Here is a 20434-nt window from a genome sequence, read left to right on the forward strand (position 1 = left end):
GATCCGGATCGCGCTGGCCGCCCACGAGATCACCGAGATCCAGCGGGCCGGCGGGCCGAGTGGCTCCGCCGGGCAACAGCGGGAGCGGCGCCGCAAGGTGAGCCGGGCGTTCGACCAGGTGGCCCGGGAGGTCCTGGTGCGCACCTGGTACCCGCGGCGCGGTACCGGCTTTCGCCGGCTGCTGTTCGACGACCACACCAGGCGGCGCTCGACGCACGACACCGAGCGGCACGACGTGGTGGTGACCCGGGCCCGGGCCACGTCCCGGCACTGGGGTCCGGAGCGCAAGGGGGCGACCGGGTGGATGACCCACTACAACGCGGCCTGTTTCCTGTCGCTGGCCACGAAGCTGCCGCCGCAGAGCCTGCCGGAGGGTTATCCGCCCGAGCAGTGGCGGGAGGACTGCGGCCGCTCGGCGCTCAACCAGCTCGACCGCAGCATGCGGACCCACGACAGCACCCTGACCGGTGACTGGATCGCGCACGACCCGGATCTCGATGCCCTGTGGGGGCCCGGTGGCCCGGGCGCGGAGTGGGCCGAGTTCATGAACGTCGACCTGCCCGCGCGCGGGGCCTGACGCCGTTGGCGCAGAGCGGGGGCGGGTGGGTGTCAGCCGGTCAGTGCGACGGTCGCGGCGGCGGTCCGGCCGTCGGCGACGGCGACGGCGACGGCGGTCAGGGTGACCCGGCCCGGGCGCAGCGCGGTGAAGGTGTGGGTGGTCAGGTCGAGGACGGCCAGGGTGCGACGGGCCGCGGCGGCCTTCCTCGCGCCGGCGGCGCGAGGGCGTCGACCTCAGCGGCCTGGTCCACCATTCCGACCGCGGTGTCCAGGGTGGATTCAACCGGTCGTCGCAACACCTTGATCGTGGAGGTGTTGGACGGGACGACCGAGGAAGTCGATGCCGCAGGCTCCGGAGCCTCAAAGGTGTCAGCTCCCGATACCTGCGGGCCGAGTACACCGGCCGGATCAACCGAATCGGGACGGGCTTCGCGTTCTGGTCCCGCTCCTACTTCGCCGGCTCCCGCGGCGGTGCACCACTGACCGTGATCCGTCAGTACATCGAAGACCAGAAACGGCCCACCTGACCCCCGCCCCACAGACGCAACGAACTCCGGCACTGCGCACCTGCGGACCGAGGCGTGAACGGCGAGTCGAGGGAACCGTCTTACCGACAAGTCGAGTCGCGCCTGTTGACTCCACGTCTCGCCGGCCGCACATTACTTATCGGTGTTACCTGTAGGTAACGCCCAGTTCGGCGCCACCGCGCCCCTTCACCCGCCCGCCCAAGAAGAGGGACAGCCCATGCCGAAACGTATCTTCAGACGTGTCATGGCAGCGACAATAGCGTCCGCGGGCGCCCTGGCCCTGAGTGTCACGGGGGCCACCGCGCACGCCGCCGAGCCGCTGGACTACGTCGCCCTCGGCGACAGCTACAGCGCCGGCTCCGGGGTGCTGCCGGTGGACCTCACCAACCTGCTGTGTCTGCGCTCCACCGCCAACTACCCGCATGTGCTCGCCTCCCGGACCGGTGCCCGCCTCACGGACGTGACCTGCGGCGCCGCCCAGACCAGCCACTTCACGCAGGCCCAGTACCCGGGTGTGCCGCCGCAGGTGGACGCCCTGTCGGCCGGCACCGACCTGGTGACGCTGACCATCGGCGGCAACGACAACAGCACCTTCATCAACGCGGTGACCTCCTGCGGCACCGCGGGTGTGCTCAGCGGCGGCAAGGGCAGTCCCTGCAAGGACCGGTACGGCAGCTCGTTCGAGGACCAGATCGAGACGAACACCTATCCCGCGTTGAAGGCGGCGCTCAGCAGCGTCCGGGCCAAGGCGCCCGGGGCCCGGGTGGCGGCGCTGGGCTACCCCTGGATCATGCCGGCCGCCGCCGACCCGTCCTGCTTCGCGAAGCTGCCCATCGCGGAGGGCGACGTGCCCTATCTGCGCGGCATCCAGGCGCGGCTGAACGCGGCGGTCCAGCGCGCCGCGCGGGAGACCGGCGCGGTCTTCGTGGACTTCGCCCAGGTCTCCGAGGGGCACGACGCGTGCGCGCCGTCCGGCACCCGGTGGATCGAGCCGCTGCTCTTCTCCTCGAACCTGGTTCCCGTCCACCCCAACGCGCTCGGCGAGCGGCGCATGGCCGAGCACGCCATGGGCGTCCTGGGCCTCGGTTGACGGTCAGCCGCCGTCCGGCGCGGTGAGGTGGGCGGTGTCGCCCCAGCCGGCGGGCCGCAGCCGGCGGCCGTCGCCGCGCCAGTGCGCGACGGAGGCGTTGGGCACGGGCGGCACCCGGTCCGGCGCCTGCGCACCGATGCCCGCCAGTACGTGGCGCAGCGCGACGAGCACCGCGTCGTGCGCCACCAGCAGCACCCGGCGGCCGGGGGCGGCGCCGCTCAGATCGGTGACGAACTGCCGCACCCGTACGGCGACATCGGTCAGGGCCTCCCCGCCGGGCGGCCGGTACCACCACTCCCCCGCGGTCGCCCGGCGCTCGGCCTCCGCGGGCGCCCGCTCGCGCAGCACCGCCGGCGGCCAGAGTTCGTAGACCCCCATCTCCCGGTCCCGCAGCCGTTCGTCGACCACCACCGGCAGCGACCCGCCGTACGGCCCCGCGGCGCTCTCGGCCATCCCCTCCCAGGTCTGCCGTGCGCGGACGTACGGGGAACACACCACCAGCTCCGGTCCCGTGCCGGGCGCCCGGCCGGCCAGCCAGCGGCCCAGCGCGGCGGCCTGGGCGGCGCCGCTGCCGGACAGCGGGACGTCCCGGTCGCGGCCGGGCACCGGCCGGGCGGCCGCGCCCGGCTCCTCGGCCGCGGCGAAGGCCACGTTCGCGGTGCTCTCCCCGTGCCGCACCGCCCAGAGCGCGCCGAGGGCGCACGGGGGTGCGAGGTCGACGGCGCGGGAGTCGGCCGGCGCCGAGTGTCGCTGGACCATACGGCCTCCTGTCGGTTCCGGACGGGCATCCTGCCAGATCGGGGGTGCCTTCCCGGTCAAGTGCCGCGGCGAGGCGGGGCTCGGCGGTGCTCACGGACGGCTCGGACCGCGCGGCGGGGCGGGCCGCCGGTCACCGTCGTTGGACAGCGGCGCCGGTGGTCCTGGGCATGGCCCGCGCACCGCGGCGGCCGTCCCGCGGTCCGGGCGGACGCAGGCGACCGGCCGCCGGCGCGGGCAGGGGCGTTCGTCGCAAACCTCTCCCGGGTCGTGGGGCCCGGTGTGCGCCGCCGTGCCGCCGGTCGGCGCGGGGGCCGGTGACATGCTGACGGCCCGCCGCGACGGGGGATGCGCGGCGGGCCTTCGATCAGTGTGACACGAACGGCGGCGGCAGGGTTCCGTTCCTCTCGCCGTGGCCGGAAAACTCCGCCCGGCCGTCAGCCGTCCTCGGCGCGGCGGACGCCGACCGGGCCCCGGGGGTCGGGGTCGCGGCCGGAACCGGCGTACCAGTGGGCGAACGCCGCGCCGCGCGGGCCCGGCCGGCCGAGGTGGCGCATTCGCTCCCGTCGCAGCCGGAGCAGGAACCGCGGGTCGGGGCCGGCCGCCTCGGGCAGGTGCAGGAGGGTGAGCAGCCGGTCGGAGAACTCCTGGGTCTGCCATGCCTCGGTGGTCCGTCGCCGCGCGTAGCCCGCCAGGTCGGCGCCGCTGCCGTCGCGGAGCCGGGTCAGCAGGCCGCGGGCCGCGTCGGCCGCGTCGGCGACGGCCAGGTTGAGTCCCTTGGCGCCGCTGGGGGTCAGGACGTGGGCGGCGTCGCCGGCGAGGAGGACCCGGCCGAGCCGGGCCCGGTCGCGGACCATGCCCCGCATCCGGAGCATGCCGACGTCCAGGATCTCCCGCACGGGCGGCAGTTCGTCCGCCACCGCGCCGGTCCGGGTCCGCAACGCGGCCCGGATGGCGTCCGGGCTCCAGCGTCCGGCCCGGTCCTCGCGGGGCACCTGGAGGTAGAGGCGGGCGCGGTCGCCGGTGCGCGGCATCAGCCCGGCGAACCCATCGGCGTGCACCGCGTACAGCACCGCCTCGACGGGCCGGTCGACGGCGACCAGGGCGGTGAGCCAGTCGTAGGGGTAGCGGAAGGCCCGTGCCGTACCGGGGGCCAGGCGCTCGGCGAGGGTGTGCGGGCCGTCGCAGCAGAGCACGTAGTCGCAGACCACCTCCAGGCCGTCGCCGATCAGGCGCGGGCGGCCGGCGATGTCCGTGACGGCGCGCACCGGGCGGCCGAAGCGGGGCGGGCAGCCCGCGGCCTGCGCCTGGGCGATCAGGTCGCGCACCAGGGCCTGCTGGGGGTAGATCCGGTGGGTGAACCCGCCGGACAGGGCGCCGTAGTCGATCCGGGTGCGGCGGCCCTCGCAGACCATGTCGCACCAGCCGTGCCGCACGCCGTCCGCCAGCATGCCGGCGGCCAGCCCGTGGTCCTGGAGGTACTCGGCGACGCGGTGCTCGATCAGTCCGGCCCTGGCCCGCGCTTCGACGTCCTGCCGGGAGTCCCGCTCCAGCAGGCAGACGTCCACTCCCGCGCGGGCGAGCACCGCGGCGGCCACCAGTCCGGCCGGGCCCGCGCCCACGATGCCGACCTGCGCCGATACGCGGAGGGTCACCGGGCCCGCTCCGGCAGCGGGCGGGGGTCGATCAGCGCGGGGTTGAAGATCTCCCGGACCACACCCAGGGGTTCCGCACCGTGCCGCAGCAGGCAGATCCGGTAGGCGGCGGAGGTGGCGGCCCCGGCGAGCGGCCAGGGGGTGCGGCCGATGCCGAGCAGTGAGCGGTGTCCCCGGACGCCCGCCCGGTGCAGTTCGGGTCCCAGCGGGCCGTCGCCCTTCAGGCACGCGGTGGCGCGCGGGTCCAGGTCCAGCCGCCCGACGACCACGTTGGCCGACCAGACCGTGCCCGCCGGGTCGACCAGGGTGCTGCCGCGGACCACCACACGGCCGGGGCCGCCGAGTACGGCCGGCGCCATGGCGAGGGGCGTGTCCCGGTCGTCGCACACCCGCCACTCCAGTGTGCCCACCCGCAGCGGGGCCCGGGCCCAGGCTTGCAGGGAGGTGGTGGTGAGGCCGTCGCCGGCGAGCAGCAGACGCGTGGCCGGACAGGCGAACCGGGCGATCGCGCCGGCGCTGTCCGGGCCGGCGAAGCCGGTGGTCCGCTCTGTCGTGGTCACTGTCACCGTACCGTTCCGCCTGCCGCAGTAACTGCGGAGCCTCGTCGCGGCCGTAGTCCCCGCGGGTGCCGTGCCCTTCACTCAACCGGCCGAGTCGTCTCACCGGTACCGAGTGGGCGGGCTGTTCATCCCATCGGGCGGTTGCGCGGGGAAACGGGAACCTCGGCGGGCGGGGCCCGGCGCTCACTCGGCGGCGCGGGACCAGGGGGCGGGTCCGGTGCCGTCCCGCCAGGCGTCCAGCTCCGCGCCGGTCACGCAGACTATGCCGCACTGGGCCGCGTAGGAGCGGGCGGGTGTGGTGAAGTCGCTGGTCGTGACGAGGACCGCGAGGTCGGCCTCGTGGACGGTGAAACAGGTGCCGCCGAAGCGCTGCATGTCCTGTGAGCCGACCTTGTGGCCGTCGGCGTACCGCTTGCACTGGACGACCATCCGCCGTCCGTCGGCGGTGCGCGCCAGGACGTCCGCGCCCAAGTCGCCCGCGCCGCCGACGACTTCCACCTCGGGGCAGCCGTCCCGGGCGCACAGGCCGGCCACGGCGTGTTCGAAACCGTCGGGTTCCAGTTCGACGTAGTCGGCCTGGGCGGCCGGGACGTCTTCCTCTTCCGTGGGATCGGTGAAGTCGGGGAGCGGCGCGGTGACTTCCGTTTCGGGGACGGACGCCGCCGCCTCCTCCAGGGCCAGAGTGGCCCGCCGGGCGTACCGCGCGGTGGCGCGGCGGCGCCGTCCGGAGCGGCCCAGCCACACCACCGCGACGCCGGTCAGCACGAGAGCCGCGGCCCACGCCGGGCGCTGTCCGACGGTCCCTGCCGCGGTGCGGACCGCGAAGCCGAGGAGACAGAGGGCGATCGCGAGGAGCAGGAAGAACAGGGCGGTCGCGCGCAGGTCGAAGCGCCGCTCGCGCTCCGCGCGGCGAACGGGGCGGGTGGGTACGGTCATTGCGCTCCCTTCCACAGGGCCGGGGACGAAGATCACTTCACTCCTCGTGCCCAAGATCGACGCGCTTAAGATGACGCGCGTCAGGCGGAAGCCGAGACCGGAGAGCCCCGCCGCCCACCGAAGGGACGCCCCGATGATCGAGACCGGTGCGGACGGCCGCAGCTGGCTGCTGTCCGGCCCGACCAGCTCCTACGCGCTGCGCCTGGACGACGAGGACCACCTGCTGCATCTGCACTGGGGGCCGCGGATCACCCTCGCCGACGTCGCCGCGCTCGCCGGAGCGCCGCTGCCCCAGTGGTCGTTCGAGTCGCCGCTCGACGGCCGGGAGGAGTATCCGGTCGAGGGCGGCCCGCGGTTCGCCGAACCGGCCCTGATCGTACGGACCCCGGACGCCCGCGGCACCGGGTGGGCCTTCGGCTCGGCCCGGGCGGCGGGCGACGAACTGCGCCTCGCCTTCCGCGATCCGGTGACCGCCCTGTCCCTCACCCTGCACTACCGGCTGCGGGACGGACACGACGTCGTCGAGCGCTGGGCCACCGTCGCCAACACCTCGCCGGACACGCCGCTGGAGGTGCTGCGGGCCGACTCGGCGACCTGGACGCTGCCGGTCCGCGGGTCCTGGCGGCTGTCCCAGCTGCACGGCCGCTGGGGCGCGGAGAGCCGGCTGACCCGCGTACCGGTCGGCCACGGCGCCCACACCATCGGCAGCCGGCGCGGGCACACCGGGCACGGACATCTGCCCTGGGTGGCGCTGGACGCGGACGGCGCCGCCGGGGAGGAGCACGGCGAGGTCTACAGTTGCGCCCTGGCCTGGTCGGGCAGTTGGCGGCTGGCCACCCGGCGGCTGCCGGACGGCACCGTGCAGGTGACCGGCGGCTGGGGGCACGACGACACCGGACTGTTCCGGCTCGCTCCGGGCGAGTCGCGTACCACGCCGGTGCTCGCGGGTGTGCGGTCCGCCGAGGGGTTCGGCGGGGCGAGTGCCGCCTGGCACGCCTGGCAGCTGGCGCACGTGATCCCGTCGGCCGCCCAGGACCGGCCGGTGCTCTACAACTCGTGGGAGGCGACCGGCTTCGAGGTGTCCGAGGCGCAGCAGCTCGCGCTGGCCCGGCGGGCCGCCGCGATCGGCACCGAGCTGTTCGTCGTCGACGACGGCTGGTTCGGGCGGCGCACCAGTGACCGGGCCGGGCTCGGCGACTGGTGGCCGAACCCGGACCGGTTCCCGCGCGGGCTCGCCCCGCTGGCCGAGGAGGTGCGCGCGCTGGGCATGCGGTTCGGCGTCTGGGTGGAGCCGGAGATGGTCAACCCGGACAGCGACCTGTACCGGGCGCACCCCGAGTGGGCCCAGCACGTCCCCGGCCGGGCGCCCACCGAGTTCCGCAACCAGCTCGTCCTCAACCTGGCCCGCGCCGACGTGGCCGCGTTCGTCGAGGAGCAGGTGCACCGGCTGCTGGAGTCGGCGCCGATCGACTACGTCAAGTGGGACTTCAACCGTTCCTTCACCGACGCCGGCTGGCCCGGTCAGGCGTTCCCGGAGCGGCTGTGGATCGATCACGTGGCGGCGCTGTACGGCATCCTGGACCGGCTGCGGGCGGCCCACCCCTCGGTCGCCTTCGAGTCCTGCTCGGGCGGCGGCGGCCGGATCGACCTGGGCATTCTCTCCCGTACCGACCAGGTGTGGACCTCGGACAACACCGACCCGGCGGACCGGCTGGCCATCCAGCACGGTTTCGGCCAGCTGCATCCGGCCCGGGTGATGGCGGCCTGGGTGACGGACAGTCCCAACGAGCAGCTGAACGGGCGGGTCAGTTCGCTGCGGTTCCGGTTCGTCAGCGCGATGGCCGGGGTGCTCGGCGTCGGCGGCGACCTGGCCCGCTGGAGCGCGGCCGAACTCGACGAGGCGCGGGAGTGGATCAGCCGGTACAAGGAGATCCGGCCGGTCGTCCAGCGCGGGCGGCTGCACCGGCTGCTGCCGCCGGACGGTGCCGGTCCGAGCGCCGTGCAGTACAGCCTGGGCGACGAGGTGGTGGTGCTCGCCTGGCTGCGGGCCCAGTCCTTCGGCCAACCCGCGGCGCCGGTGCGGCTGCGCGGTCTGGACCCGGGCGCCGTATACGTCTGCCAGGACACGGGGCAGGTGCACCGCGCCGCGGTCCTGCTCCACCACGGCCTGCGCACGGGCCTGCGCGGCGATCTCGACGCCGCGGTGTTCCGCCTGCGGCGGGCGGGCTGACCGCGGCGGTTTTCGGCCACCGCCGGGCCCGCCGGTACGCCGTGACCGGCGGCGCGGCCGGGCACGGCACGGGCCGGGGCACGGAATACGGACAGGAGTCGCCGGCCGCTCCCTGTCCCGCCGGGTACGCGCTAGCTTGATCTTGCCGATCGAATCTCCGTTCGGCCACCGTGTCGTGTGCACGGAACTGCCGTGTCGTACGCGGGTGTTGGCGGGTCAGGCGGGGGGCGAGAGGAGCCGGACGGTGACACAGGGACAGGTACGGACCCGGGATCCTTGGCGGCTGCTGCTGGTCGAGGACGACCGGGAACTGGTCGGCATGCTCTCCGGGGTACTGCGCGACGACGGGTACCAGGTCGACGCCGCGACCGACGGCCAGCGGGGCCTGCACCTGGGGCTCACCCGGCAGTACGACGTGCTGGTGGTCGACCGGCGGCTGCCGGTCATGGACGGCCTGGACCTGCTGGGCCGGCTGCGCTCGCGGGCGGTGCGCACGCCGGTGCTGATGCTGACCGCGCTGGGCACCGTGCACGACCGGGTGGACGGACTGGACGCCGGCGCCGACGACTACCTGGTCAAGCCGTTCGACCTGGACGAGCTGGGGGCCCGGCTCAGAGCCCTGTGCCGGCGGGCGCTCGACGTCACCGACGTGCTGCGGATCGGCTCCGGTCGGCTGCACGTCGGCCCGCGCGAGGTCGAACTGCCCGACGGGGAACGGGTCGCCCTGGCGGCCCGGGAGTTCGCGCTGCTGTGGGCGCTGGCCTCCCGCCCGGACACCGTGTACTCGCGGTCGGAACTGCGCCGGATGGTGTTCCAGGAGGCGCCCGCGTCGTCCATCGTCGACACCTACGTCTACTACCTGCGCCGCAAGCTCGGCCGCCAGGCGGTGCGCACGGTCCGCGGCCTGGGCTACCGGCTGGGGGCGCTGTGAGGCCCTCGGAGCACGCGGAGTCGGCGGCGGTGGGCCGGGCCCGGCTGCGGATCGCCGTGATCACCGGGCTGATCATCACGCTGCTGGTGACGGTCGTCGGCGTGGTCGCGGACACCGTGATGACCCGGGCGCAGAGCGACCAGGTGTGGCGGGAGCTGCGGTACGGCGCCTCGCGCGGCGACCTGTCGAGCCCGCCGGTGTGCACCTGGCTGTACGCGCACGGCGCGACGCCACTGGCCAACGCGCCGGCCGGGTTCCCGGTGCGGGCCGATCTGGACCGGGTGGGCGCGAGTGGCGACACGGTGGAGCGCACGGTGCGCCGGGCCGACACGGTGTACCTGGTGCGCACCCAGGTCAGGGCGGACGGGTCGGTGGTGCAGGCGGTGTTCGACATGCGCTTCCAGCTCGCCGACCGCCGGCACCTGTGGTACGCGCTGGGGGTCGCGGAGGTGGTGGGGCTGATCGCCGCGGCCCTGACGGGGCTGGTCCTCGGCCGGCTGTCGGTGGCGCCGCTGGCCGAGGCGCTCGCACGGCAGCGCCGGTTCGTGACGGACGCCAGCCATGAGCTGCGCACCCCGGTCACCCAGGTGTACACCCGGGCGCAGGTGCTGGCCCGGCAGGCGAAGGCGGCACAGCTGCCGGCGGCGCACCGCGACGGGCTGACCCGGCTGGTCGGCTCGGTGGGCCGGCTCGGCGCGGTCCTGGACGACCTGCTGCTGTCCGCGAGTCTCGCGGCGGGCCCGGCCCGGCCGGCCGAGCGGGTACCGGTCGATCTGACGGCGCTGGCCCGGTCGGTGGTCGAGGAGGAGGCGGAGCGGATCCGGGACAGCGGCCTGACCGTGACCGTGGGCGGGGCGCGCCGCACCCTGTTCGTCGGCGGCATCGAGTCGGCGCTGCGCCGCGCGGTCGGCGAACTGCTGTCCAACGCCATCAGCCACACCCCGGCGGGCGGGCGGATCGAGGTGACGCTCACCCGCTCGGGCTCGACCGTGGAACTGACGGTCTCCGACACCGGGCCGGGCTTCGAAGCCGCCGAGGCGGAGCGGCTGTTCGAGCGGTTCCACCGGGCCGGGGACGGCGGGCGGTACGGGCTGGGGCTGGCACTGCTGCGGGAGGTGGTCACCGGACACGGCGGTACGGTCGCCGCGGCGGGCCGCCCCGGGCGCGGCGCCCGGTTCACCATCCGCCTGCCCGAGTGCGCTCCCCCGCCGGCCCGGGTCCCGGCGTCCGCGGTCGGGGCCGGGCACGGGTGAGGGCGGTCGGCCGCCCTGTCCTCATGCCCGGTCACGGGTGAGCAGCACCGCTGTCGCGGCCCGCACGTCCGCGTCCAGCGAGCGGTCCGGATCGACCGGCGGGAGCGTCTGCGCGAGGGCGTCCAGGAGTTTCCCGCACCGGGGCGCGGTGGGCCGGCGGGCGCCGACGTGGACGGCCTGGCGCAGACCGAGCCCGAGCGACCCGCACAGCAGGCCGAGCAGTTCGGCCATGTCGTAGGAGCGCAGGGCGGCCTGGGTGCCGAACGGGACGACGTCCTGGTTGTGCAGGTTGGTCGGCAGGCTCTGCATGGCGGCCGGGGCGGCGTTGCGCCGGATCTCCGCGACGAACGCGGTGGTCGCCAACTGCACGCCCTGGAGGCCGTGCTGGGCGCCGGGCACGGTGGCGAGCATGGGCGGCAGTCCGCCGTTGCGCGCCGGGTCCACCAGCAGGTCGAGTTGGCGTTCGGCGAGGTTGCCGAGCTGGGCGGTGACAGAGGCCAGCAGGTCGGCGGCGAACGCGGCGGGCTGCCCGAAGAAGTTCCCGCCGTGCACCACCCGCGCCTGGCCGTCCGCCCCGTCGCCGTCGCCGTCTGGGAAGAACAGCGGGTTGTCGCTGATGCCACCGAGGTCTCCGGCGACCACCCCGTCGATGTAACCGAGGGCGTCCTCGGCCGCGCCCAGCAGTTGCGGGGCGCAGCGCAGGCTGTACGGCTCCTGGAGCGGCCGGGTGCCGGACGGCACCACGCCGGTCAGCAGGTGCCGCATCCGGGTGCCGACGACCGCCGCGCCGGGGTGGCCGTAGGCGCGCAGCAGACCGGCGTCGAGGAAGCCGGGGTCGCAGCCGAGGAGGTCGGCGAGCAGGCAGGTCAGGTCGGTGAGCGCGCGGTGCGCGGCGCGCACGGTGTCGCGGGCCAGCGCGAGGGCGGCGGTGGTGACGGAGGTGCCGTTGACGAGGGCCAGGGCGTCGCGGCCGTCCAGGGCGAGCGGGGTCAGTCCGGCGGCGGTCAGCGCGTCGGCGGCGGGCATCCGGCGGCCGTCCAGGTAGGCGTGGCCCCGGCCGCGCAGCGCCTGGGTGGCGTAGGCGAGCGGGATCAGGTCGCCGCTGGCACCGACGGAGCCGTAGCGCGGGACGGCGGGCGCGAAGGTGGTGGCGAACATCGCGGCGAGCCGGTCGACGACCTCGGCGGACACCCCGGAGTACCCCTGCGCCAGCGACCAGGCGCGCACCAGCAGGGCGGCGCGGGTGATGTCGTACGGCAGGTCCGGGCCCTGCCCCGCGCCGAGGTGGGCCAGCGTGTTGTCGCACTGGTCGGCCTCGTCGGCGCGGCCCGGGAAGCCGACGAGGGCGCCGAACCCGGTGGTGGCGCCGTAGACCGGGCCGCCGTCGCGCAGGGCGCGGAAGCGGCGCCGGCCGTGCTCGACGCGGGCGCGGGCCGCGGCGTCCACGGTGACGGTGAGCGGGGCCGCCGCGCGGCGCAGGGCGGCGGCGTCCAGGGGGCCGGTGAGCGGGACGGATTCCGCGGTGGTCAGCACGGAGCGAAAACCTAGGCGGGGAATCTCAGAGCCCTCTGAAATGAGCTGGATAGCTTCCGGGCCATGGCGCACGACTACCTGATCATCGGAGCGGGGCCCGCGGGACTGCAACTCGCCGCCGCCCTGGAACGTGACGGTGCGGACTACGTCGTCCTGGAACGCGGCAGCGGTCCCGGCACGTTCTTCGAGCGGTTTCCCCGGCACCGCACCCTCATCTCGACCAACAAGGTGCACACCGGTTACGACGATCCGGAGCTGCGGCTGCGGATGGACTGGAACTCGATCCTGAGTGACGATCCCGAGCTGCTGTTCACCCGGTACAGCCCACGCTACTTCCCGCCGGCCGACGAAATGGTCCGCTACCTGACGGACTTCGCCGCTCGCACCGGGGTGCGGGTGCGGTACGGCACCGAGGTGACGCGGATCTCCCGGGACACGGACGGCTTCACCGTGGCGGACGGGGGCGGCGAGACCTGGCGGGCGCGGCGGGTGGTGGTCGCCACCGGGGTGTCGCTGCCGAACGTGCCGGACATTCCCGGCATCGAACTGGCCGAACGGTACGACTCGTTCGACCCCGACCCGGAGTCCTTCACCGACCAGCGGGTGCTGATCATCGGGCGGGGCAACTCGGCCTTCGAGACCGCCGACAGCCTGATGGAGAACGCGGCCGTCATCCACGTGGTCGGCTCGGGTTCGCTGCCGCTGGCCTGGCGCACGCACTACGTGGGGCATCTGCGGGCGGTGAACAACAACTTCCTCGACAGCTACCAGCTCAAGTCGCAGAACGCGCTCCTTGACGGCCGGGTGCTGTCGATCCGGCGGGCGGCGGACGGCCTCCACGTACCGGTCGCCTTCGAGCGGGCCGACGACGTGGTCAAGGAGATCCGCTACGACCGGGTGATCGTCGCCACCGGCTTCCGGCTCGACACCTCGGTCTTCGACGAGAGCTGCGTCCCGGACCTGACGGTGAACGACCGGTTCCCCGCGCTGTCGGCGGTCGGCGAGTCGGTCAACGTGCCCGGTCTGTACTTCGCCGGGACGCTGATGCAGGGCCGGGACTTCAAGAAGGCCACCACCGGCTTCATCCACGGCTTCCGCTACACGGTCCGCGCCCTGCACCGGGCGCTGCGCCGGCGCTACGACGGCGAGCCCTGGCCGGTGACCGAGCTGGGCACCGACCCGGAGCGGGCCGTCGAGGAGATCATCACCCGGGTCAACCGGTCCTCCGCGCTGTGGCAGCAGTTCGGCGTCCTCGGCGACGTCTCGCTGCTCGCCCCGGACGGCACCTGGCGGTACGCCGAGGAGGTGCCCGTCGGCCATGTGCCGGACGCGGTGGCCGCCGGGGACTTCGGGCAGGTGGCGGGGTACGCGGTGATCACTCTGGAGTACGGGGAGGACCACGACCGGGTCGACCCGTTCGACGTGACGGCGGGCCGCAAGTCCCAGCAGGACGTGGCGGGTCTGGACGGCCGGTATCTGCATCCCGTCGTGCGCTGGTACCGGGACGGCGCGCTCGTCGACGCGTACCACCTCGCGGAGAACCTGGAGAACGAGTGGGACAGCGAGAAGTTCCATCGCGCCCCGCTGCGCGCGTTCCTTCAGGCCCAAGGCGATCCGGCCGCTCCGGTGGCGCCGTGATCCTCCGCGACCTGCACGACAAGGCGCGGCAGTCGCTGGACCCCGCCCACTACGACTACGTGGCGGGCGGGGCGGGCGAGGAACGCGTCCTCGCCGACAACGAGCGGGCCTTCGACCGGTACGCCCTGCTGCCCCGGGTGCTGCGCGGCGGCGCGGAGCGGGACACCGCCGTCGAGCTGCCGGGGGCGCCGCGATCGTCGCCGGTGATCGTGGCGCCGACCGCGTTCCACCGGCTGCTGCATCCGGACGGCGAGCGGGCCACCGCCCGGGCCGCCGCGGCCGAGGGCGCGGTGCTGGTGACCGGGACCGCCTCGACCACGGCGGTCGCCGAGGTCACCGCGGCGGCCGGGGCCGGACCGGTGTGGTTCCAGCTGTACCCGCACCCGCGCCACGAGGTCACCCGGGCCCTGGTGGGACGGGCCGAGCAGGCGGGCTGCACGGCGCTGGTGGTGACCGTCGACTCCCCCGTCTTCGGCCGGCACACCCGGGACCTGCGGCACGGCTTCACCGACCTGCCGCCGGGCTACGCGGCGGAGAACATGCGCGGCCTGCCCGGTGCTCCGCCCGGCGCACTCACGGACATCCCGATGTCCCCGGCGGTGTCCTGGCGGGATCTCGACGACCTGGTCCGGCACACCGCGCTGCCCGTGCTGCTCAAGGGAGTCCTGCACCCGGCCGACGCCCGGCTGGCCGTGGAGCACGGCGCGGCCGGGCTGGTCGTCTCCAACCACGGGGGCCGGCAGTCGGACGCCGTCCCGGCGGCCCTGGACTGTCTGCCCGCGGTCGTCGCGGCCGTGGCGGGCCGGGTGCCGGTGCTGCTGGACGGCGGCGTCCGCCGGGGCAGCGACATCGCCGTGGCGCTCGCGCTGGGCGCGACGGCGGTCGGCGTGGGCCGCCCGGTGGTGTGGGGCCTGGCCGCCGAGGGCGAGGCCGGGGTGCGGCGGGTGCTGGCCGGGCTGCGCGACGAGTACGACCACACCCTCGCGCTGTGCGGCGGGCGCCGGAACACCGATCTGACGAAGGACATGGTCGTCCGGAAGGGCGGGACGTGGTGAACAGCGGGCCGAAGCGGGCCCCGGACCGGACGTGGTGGCTGCCGCGGAGCGTGGTGGCGCTGCGGGTGCGGATCTTCGAGAGGGTCAACGGCGACCGGGCGGTGACCCTGCCCGACGCCCGGTACGGACCGGAGGTGTTCGAGCGGGTCTACGCCCACCCGGCGGCGAACGGCCGCAGCGCCGGGGCCGGGCTGTCCGACCTGTTCTGGTACTGGCTGGCGCCCGGCCCGGAGGTGCACCAGGAGCACCTGGAGCCCGGCGAGCGCTACGAGGAGGTGGCCGCGACGACGCGGCGGATCCTGGCCGGCGGATCGGAGAGCCTCGCGGCGGCGGCCGGCCGGGCCGTCGGCGGCGTCCTGGACGCGCTGCCGGAGGACCGGATCAGCCTGGTGCGGCTGCGGGACCTGGTGATGCCCGCCTGGGCCGAGTTCGCTTACGAACTCGTCTTCAAGGAGCCGTGTCCGCCGCGGGCCCGGGACCTGATCACCGCGCACGCCGACGACGTGATCAGCGCCCTGAAGTGCACCGGGCTGCGGCATCCGCGCCGCCGGGCGCGGCTGACGGCGTATCTGCGCGAGCGGATCGCGGCCGGTGACGTGCCGCACCGGCTGCCCGCCGCGCTGTCGCTGCCGGAACAGGCGCACTACCTCCAGGGCACCTTCTTCAACACGGCCGTGGTGCAGCTCTCCGAGGCGACCGCGCACGTCCTGCTGGCCCTGGCCCGCCATCCCGGGGTGCAGCACCGCCTGTGGGCGGACCCCGGCGACGACCGGTACCTCAGCCACGTACTCGACGAGACCATGCGGCTGTACCCGCTGTTCGGCATCGCGCACCGCATCACCACCGGCGAGATCCCGCTCGACGCGGAGACGGTGCTGCCGGCCGGCTCGGTGGTGTGCTTCAGCTATCCCGACTACCACGCCACCGGCTACGACCGCCCCGAGGAGTTCGACCCGGACCGCTGGACGTCGCTGTCCGGCAAGGACGCCCACCACATCCCGTTCGGGGTGGCGGCGAACCGGCCCTGTCCCGCGTGGCGGCTGTCGCCGCTGGTGCTGCGGGCGACGGTGCGGGAGGTCCTGCGCCGCTACCAGTTGGACTCCACCGCCTCGCACACCCGGTCCAACCCGCACCGCGCGCCCTGTCTGCTGATCCCGCGCGGCCTGCGCGCCGGGCCCCGGCTGGCGGTGCTGCGGAGGTTCGTACGGGTGCGGGACCGGGCGGAGGACGTCACCCGGGCCGTGCGGCAGCTGGTGCTCGGCACGGTCATGGTGCTGCACGCGCGGCGGCTGCGGCTGGCCGGCCGCTATTTCGAGGAGCATCCGGCCGGGCGCTGCCCGGTCGCCCACCCGGAAGGAAACAGCAGATGAGCGCCACGGATCTGGCCCCCGCGTTCTTCCTCGCCGTCGTGGTCATCCTGATCGTCTGCCGGGTCGTGAGCCGGCTGCTGCAACTGGTCGGCCAGCCCCCGGTGGTCGGCGAGATGCTGGCCGGGGTGGTGCTGGGCCCCTCCGTGCTCGGCGCCCTGCTGCCCGGCGTCGAGTCGGGTCTCTTCCCGCAGGATTTGCGGCCGATCCTCTACGTGGTGGGGCAGATCGGCCTGGTCGCGTTCATGTTCCACGTCGGCTGGGACTTCCGGGTGGACCGGCTGCGCGGGGTGGCCCGGCCGGCCGGGTTGGTCTCCGCGGCGGGCGTGCTGGTGCCGGTGTTGCTCGGCGTGGTCCTGATCTTCGCCGCCGGCGAGCGGACCGGCGCGATGGCCCCGGACGTGTCGCTGACGGTGTCGGCCCTGTTCGTCGGGGTCGCGCTGGCGGTGACGGCGTTTCCGATGCTGGCCCGGATCATCGCCGAGCGGAACCTGGCCGGCACCCGCTACGGCTCGCTCTCGCTGGGCGCCGGCGCGGTCGACGACGCGGTGGCCTGGATCCTGCTGGCGGGTGTGTTCAGCATCGCCGGCGGCAGCGCCGGGCTGGTGTCGCTGGCCGTCGCCGGCGCGTTCGGTCTCATCGTGGTGCTGGCGGTGGTGGTACGGCTGCGGGGACGTACCGTGCTGCTCGCCGAGCGGGCGGCGCCGGAGAACCTGCTCCTGGTGCTGGTCGGCGTGCTGTTCCTGGTCGCCTGGTACGCGGACGAGATCGGGCTGTACGCGGTGTTCGGGGCGTTCAGTCTCGGCCTGGTCTTCCCGCGTTCGCCGCAGCTGGACCGCTCGGTGGAGACGATCGAGCCGGTGGGCCGGGTGTTCCTGCCGCTGTTCTTCACCTACTCGGGGCTGAACACCGACTTCACCCTGCTGGGCTCCGGTCCGGTGCTGCTGTTCACCGCGGGCTGCGTGCTGGTCGCGGTCGCCGGGAAGTTCGGTGCCTGCTGGCTGGCCGCGCGGGCCGCCGGGGAGCCGAACCGGGTGGCGCTGCGGGTCGGGGCGCTGATGAACGCGCGGGGGCTGATGCAGCTGATCGCGCTCAACCTGGGCCTGGCGGCGGGCATCGTGACCCAGGCGATGTTCAGCGCGCTGGTGGTGGTGGCCATCGTCACGACCGTGATGGCGACGCCGCTGCTGGCGCTGATCGACCGGCGGGAGCGGGGCCGCGAGGAACGGGAGGGCGGCGGCCGGCCGCGGCCGGCGGCCGTCGTGGCCGAGAGTCACTGAGCCGGCCGGGAGGGCACACGGAGAAGGGCCCGGTCCCCTGGGGGGCCGGGCTCTTCCGGTTGTCGTCGCCTTGTCATCCCCGGTCGGCGAGCCGCCGTTTGTCGGGTTTGCCGGCCGGGGTGAGCGGCACCTCGTCGATGAGGGTGAGCCGGGTCGGCGCGCACGCCTCGCCCAGCCGTGCCGCCACCAGCTCCCGCAGTGCGCCGAGCTCGGGTTCGCGCCCGTCGGCGGGGACCACGAAGGCGTGCACGGCCTCCCCGGTGCTGTCGTCGGGGACGGCGGTGACATACGCCTCGGCGACCGCCGGGTGGGTGGCCAGCAGCCGCTCCACCGGACCGGCGTAGTACACGTTGGCGTTGACGATGATCACGTCGCGGGCCCGGCCGGTGAGCCACAGCCGTCCCGCGTCGTCGAGCCGGCCCAGGTCGCGGGTGCGGACCCAGCCGTCCGGGGTGAACACCTCGGCGGTCAGCTCGGGTTCGCGCCAGTAGCCGCCGCACTGCGCCGGGGTGCGGACGAAGAGTTCGCCCTCGGTGCCGGGCGGGGCGGGGCGGCCGTCGGCGTCCCTGACCTCCAGGTCGACGGGCGGGATGCCCAGCGAACCGGGCTCGTCGGCGGGGGTGGCCATGGAGATCATGCCGGTCTCGGTCTGGCCGTAGCCGTGGAAGACGACCGGTCCGAGCACCTCGGCGGCCTCCCGCAGCCGCCCCGGTTCCAGCGGCGACCCGGAGACCATCAGCGCGCGCAGCGGGCCGAGGTCCACGGGTGCCTCCCGCTGGCCGGCCACGAGCCTGGTCAGCCGGGCCACGGTGATGACGCTCGCGGTGGCCCGGTGCCGGACGAAGGCGTCGGGGAAGGCGGGCGGGTCGGCGGTGACCAGGGTGCCGCCGGCGGCCAGCGAGAGCAGGCCGTACTCCATCATGACCTGGCTCGCCAGGGTGCCGAAGACCAGGAACCGGTCGAGGCGCGCGGCGAGTTCGCGGACCGCGGGCGGCCAGGCGTCGGGCTTCAGCGCCCAGGCCGCGGTCAGCGCCGCGTAGGTCTGGGCGCAGGCCTTCGGAAGGCCGGTGCTGCCGCTGGTGTGCAGCAGCCGGGCGACGTCCCCGGGCCGGGCGGTGACCTGGGGCCGGGCGCCGTCGTCCGGCGCCGACAGCAGGTCGTCGAGGGCGAGGACGGGCCCGGACGACGGGGTGTCCGGCGCGTCGGTGATCCGGTGGGTGACGTCCGTGAGGAGGTGGTCGCGCTGGCGGTCGGTCAGGCCCGGCCGGACGCCGACCACCCGGGCGCCGACGACATGGGCGGCGACGACCGCGGCGAACGCCTCGGGGCTGACGCCCAGCAGCAGCGCGACCCCGTCACCGGGGCCCACCCCGCGCTGCCGCAGGCCGTTCGTCACCCTCCGCACCAGGGCGAGGAGTTGGCCGCCGGTGACGGCCCGGTCCAGGTGCTCGAAGACGACGCGGTCGCCGGCCGCGTCCAGCAGGTCCAGGACACCGCCGGGGAATGGCTCAGTCAAGGCAGGCCTTCAGATACGCGGTGAGCGGCTGCTGGTGGACGGCCGGGATGTCCCAGTCGTTCTCCAGGTTCTCCGCGAGGTGGTGGGTGCCGTCCAGGACGCCGTCGCGGTAGTGGCGGACGACGGGGTGCAGGTAGACGGAGTCGGCGGCGTGCTCGACGTCGTTCTCGACGACGCGCGGGACGCTGATGTCGAACGGGTCGACGTCGTCGTGGCCGGGCCCGTACTCCAGGTCGACGGTGAACCGGTGGTCGGCGGCGCCGAGACCGCCGTCGGTGACGTGGGCGAGCGGGACCTCTTCCTGGTAGCGGGCCTGGTTCCCGTCCACGGTGACCACGTCGCCGAGGAATCCGAACTGCTGCCACAGTCCGGAGGAGCGGTTGACGCGGGCGACGAGGGCGTCGGCGATGGCCTCCGGGGTCGCGGGCAGCTCCCGGGCGGGCCAGGGGGTGTCGTGGTAGCGGGCGTCGAGGATGTGGCCCAGGGCCCGGACGCCGTAGCGGAAGCCGTGGATGAAGCCGTTGGTGAACTTCTTGAAGTCGCGCTGCTGGGTGAGCGTGCCAGCGAAGTAGAGGCCGGGGACGTTCACCGACTCGTAGGCGGAGGTCTGTTCGGGGAACCGGTCGTCGATGACGAGGGCGGGGCGGCAGGTGGCGTCGAAGACGCTCGCGTCGAAGCGGAAGCCGGCCGCCACGATGATCCGGTCGTAGCGCAGTTCACGCAGCCGCTCAACGGTGCGGGCGTAGCGGAACACCACCCGGAAGCCGCCCTGAGGGGTCTTCTCGATGCTCTCCACGGTGCCGTCCAGGACGGCGTTCTGCGACTTGAGCTGGTAGCTGTCGAGGAAGTTGTTGTTCACCGCGCGCAGATGGCCGACGAAGTGGGTCTGCCAGGCCATCTTCAGCGAGTGCGGGCCCGCCACGTGGATGACGGCCGCCTTCGCCATCAGTGACTCGGCGGTCTCGAAGGCGGAGTTGCCCTTGCCGACGACCAGCACCCGCTGGTTGGTGAAGGAGGCCGGGTCGGTGTCGAAGTCGTCGTAGCGTTCGGCGAGTTCGATGCCGGTGATGGGCGGTACGTTGAGGCGGGAGACGCCGGTCGCCACCACGATCCGGCGGGCCTGCCAGGTCCGTCCGGCGGCGTCCAGCACGGTGAAGACGCCGTCGGCGCGGGAGACGCGGACGACTTCGGTGCCGTATTCGACGCGGACGCCGGTCCGCTCGGCGTAGTCGGCGAGATAGCGCACGAAGTCGTCGGCGCGGGGGAAGTAGTCGTCGCTGTACCGGGTGAACAGCAGCTCCGGGTCGTCGCTGAGCAGCGAGTTCCAGTCCATCCGGAGGCGCAGCTCCGGGTCGCTGTAGCCGGTGTTGACCTTGTTGACGGATATCAGCTGCCGATGCCGGGGGAAGCGGGTGAAGAACGTTCCCGGGCCGTTTCCCCGCTCCAGGACGACGTAGTCGCGTCCGTCGCGTTCCAGGGAAGCGGCGAGCTGAAGTCCGGCCGGTCCGGCCCCGATGATCAGGTAATCGCGCACCATGCACGGGACGCT

The 20434-nt window shown here is 74.4% G+C and carries 16 protein-coding genes and 1 pseudogene; 10 read left to right on the forward strand and 7 right to left on the reverse strand.

Annotated features, from left to right (window positions below; translation table 11 throughout):
• The 3 genes and pseudogenes from ACTT8P_RS26425 to ACTT8P_RS26435 form a co-directional block, all read left to right on the forward strand.
• Nucleotides 1-577: hypothetical protein (locus tag ACTT8P_RS26425; RefSeq protein WP_442834251.1), on the forward strand; the 577-nt coding region annotated here is incomplete at its 5' end.
• 325 nt (nucleotides 578-902) lie between these two features.
• Nucleotides 903-1085, forward strand: a pseudogene (locus ACTT8P_RS26430) (IS200/IS605 family transposase); the annotation flags it as partial.
• Nucleotides 1086-1302: 217 nt separating this feature from the next.
• Entirely contained in the window at nucleotides 1303-2175 is an 873-nt protein-coding gene (locus ACTT8P_RS26435; RefSeq protein WP_442834252.1) for an SGNH/GDSL hydrolase family protein, read from the forward strand.
• Nucleotides 2176-2178: 3 nt separating this feature from the next.
• On the opposite strand, the gene ACTT8P_RS26440 is transcribed toward ACTT8P_RS26435, so the two are convergent.
• The 4 genes from ACTT8P_RS26440 to ACTT8P_RS26455 form a co-directional block, all read right to left on the reverse strand.
• Nucleotides 2179-2934, reverse strand: a complete 756-nt coding sequence (locus tag ACTT8P_RS26440) for a histidine phosphatase family protein (protein WP_442834253.1) — start codon at nucleotides 2932-2934, stop codon at nucleotides 2179-2181.
• A 434-nt stretch (nucleotides 2935-3368) separates the two neighbouring features.
• The gene (locus ACTT8P_RS26445; protein WP_442834254.1) at nucleotides 3369-4586 is read right to left on the reverse strand and encodes an FAD-dependent monooxygenase; all 1218 of its coding nucleotides are present in this window, start codon (nucleotides 4584-4586) and stop codon (nucleotides 3369-3371) included.
• Nucleotides 4583-5146 (reverse strand): hypothetical protein, encoded by a 564-nt coding sequence (locus tag ACTT8P_RS26450; RefSeq protein ID WP_442834255.1) that lies wholly within the window; start codon nucleotides 5144-5146, stop codon nucleotides 4583-4585. The genes ACTT8P_RS26445 and ACTT8P_RS26450 overlap by 4 nt, the downstream gene beginning before the upstream one ends.
• Before the next feature lie 183 nt (nucleotides 5147-5329).
• Entirely contained in the window at nucleotides 5330-6082 is a 753-nt protein-coding gene (locus tag ACTT8P_RS26455; RefSeq protein ID WP_442834256.1) for a restriction endonuclease, read from the reverse strand.
• A 133-nt stretch (nucleotides 6083-6215) separates the two neighbouring features.
• Here ACTT8P_RS26455 and ACTT8P_RS26460 point away from each other — a divergent pair, with 133 nt between their 5' ends.
• The 3 genes from ACTT8P_RS26460 to ACTT8P_RS26470 all read left to right on the forward strand — a co-directional run bounded on the left by ACTT8P_RS26460 (nucleotide 6216) and on the right by ACTT8P_RS26470 (nucleotide 10496).
• Nucleotides 6216-8312, forward strand: coding sequence for an alpha-galactosidase (locus ACTT8P_RS26460; RefSeq protein ID WP_442834257.1), 2097 nt, complete (start codon nucleotides 6216-6218; stop codon nucleotides 8310-8312).
• A 244-nt stretch (nucleotides 8313-8556) separates the two neighbouring features.
• The gene (locus ACTT8P_RS26465) at nucleotides 8557-9243 is read left to right on the forward strand and encodes a response regulator transcription factor (RefSeq protein WP_442834258.1); all 687 of its coding nucleotides are present in this window, start codon (nucleotides 8557-8559) and stop codon (nucleotides 9241-9243) included.
• A complete protein-coding gene (locus ACTT8P_RS26470) occupies nucleotides 9240-10496 on the forward strand; it encodes a sensor histidine kinase (protein WP_442834259.1) in 1257 nt (418 codons plus the stop codon). The genes ACTT8P_RS26465 and ACTT8P_RS26470 overlap by 4 nt, the downstream gene beginning before the upstream one ends.
• A gap of 21 nt (nucleotides 10497-10517) precedes the next feature.
• On the opposite strand, the gene ACTT8P_RS26475 is transcribed toward ACTT8P_RS26470, so the two are convergent.
• Nucleotides 10518-12029, reverse strand: a complete 1512-nt coding sequence (locus tag ACTT8P_RS26475; RefSeq protein WP_442834260.1) for an aromatic amino acid ammonia-lyase — start codon at nucleotides 12027-12029, stop codon at nucleotides 10518-10520.
• A 63-nt stretch (nucleotides 12030-12092) separates the two neighbouring features.
• Here ACTT8P_RS26475 and ACTT8P_RS26480 point away from each other — a divergent pair, with 63 nt between their 5' ends.
• From ACTT8P_RS26480 to ACTT8P_RS26495, 4 genes are read left to right on the forward strand one after another with little or no spacing between them, the layout of a single operon-like run.
• On the forward strand, nucleotides 12093-13667 hold the full coding sequence (locus ACTT8P_RS26480) for an FAD-dependent oxidoreductase (protein WP_442834261.1): 1575 nt from the start codon (nucleotides 12093-12095) through the stop codon (nucleotides 13665-13667).
• Nucleotides 13664-14722 (forward strand): alpha-hydroxy acid oxidase, encoded by a 1059-nt coding sequence (locus ACTT8P_RS26485; protein ID WP_442834262.1) that lies wholly within the window; start codon nucleotides 13664-13666, stop codon nucleotides 14720-14722. The genes ACTT8P_RS26480 and ACTT8P_RS26485 overlap by 4 nt, the downstream gene beginning before the upstream one ends.
• Complete coding sequence (locus ACTT8P_RS26490) at nucleotides 14716-16092, forward strand: cytochrome P450 (protein WP_442834263.1); 1377 nt, start codon at nucleotides 14716-14718, stop codon at nucleotides 16090-16092. Before ACTT8P_RS26485 ends, ACTT8P_RS26490 begins: the two co-directional genes overlap by 7 nt.
• A complete protein-coding gene (locus tag ACTT8P_RS26495; protein WP_442834264.1) occupies nucleotides 16089-17369 on the forward strand; it encodes a cation:proton antiporter in 1281 nt (426 codons plus the stop codon). The genes ACTT8P_RS26490 and ACTT8P_RS26495 overlap by 4 nt, the downstream gene beginning before the upstream one ends.
• A 73-nt stretch (nucleotides 17370-17442) precedes the next feature.
• Here ACTT8P_RS26495 and ACTT8P_RS26500 read toward each other — a convergent pair whose 3' ends face one another.
• A complete protein-coding gene (locus ACTT8P_RS26500; protein ID WP_442834265.1) occupies nucleotides 17443-18885 on the reverse strand; it encodes a class I adenylate-forming enzyme family protein in 1443 nt (480 codons plus the stop codon).
• Nucleotides 18878-20422, reverse strand: a complete 1545-nt coding sequence (locus ACTT8P_RS26505; protein WP_442834266.1) for an FAD-dependent oxidoreductase — start codon at nucleotides 20420-20422, stop codon at nucleotides 18878-18880. The genes ACTT8P_RS26500 and ACTT8P_RS26505 overlap by 8 nt, the downstream gene beginning before the upstream one ends.
• Nucleotides 20423-20434: the final 12 nt, after the last annotated feature.

It is taken from the genome of Streptomyces sp. JW3, from assembly GCF_052216785.1.
GTDB lineage: Bacteria > Actinomycetota > Actinomycetes > Streptomycetales > Streptomycetaceae > Streptomyces.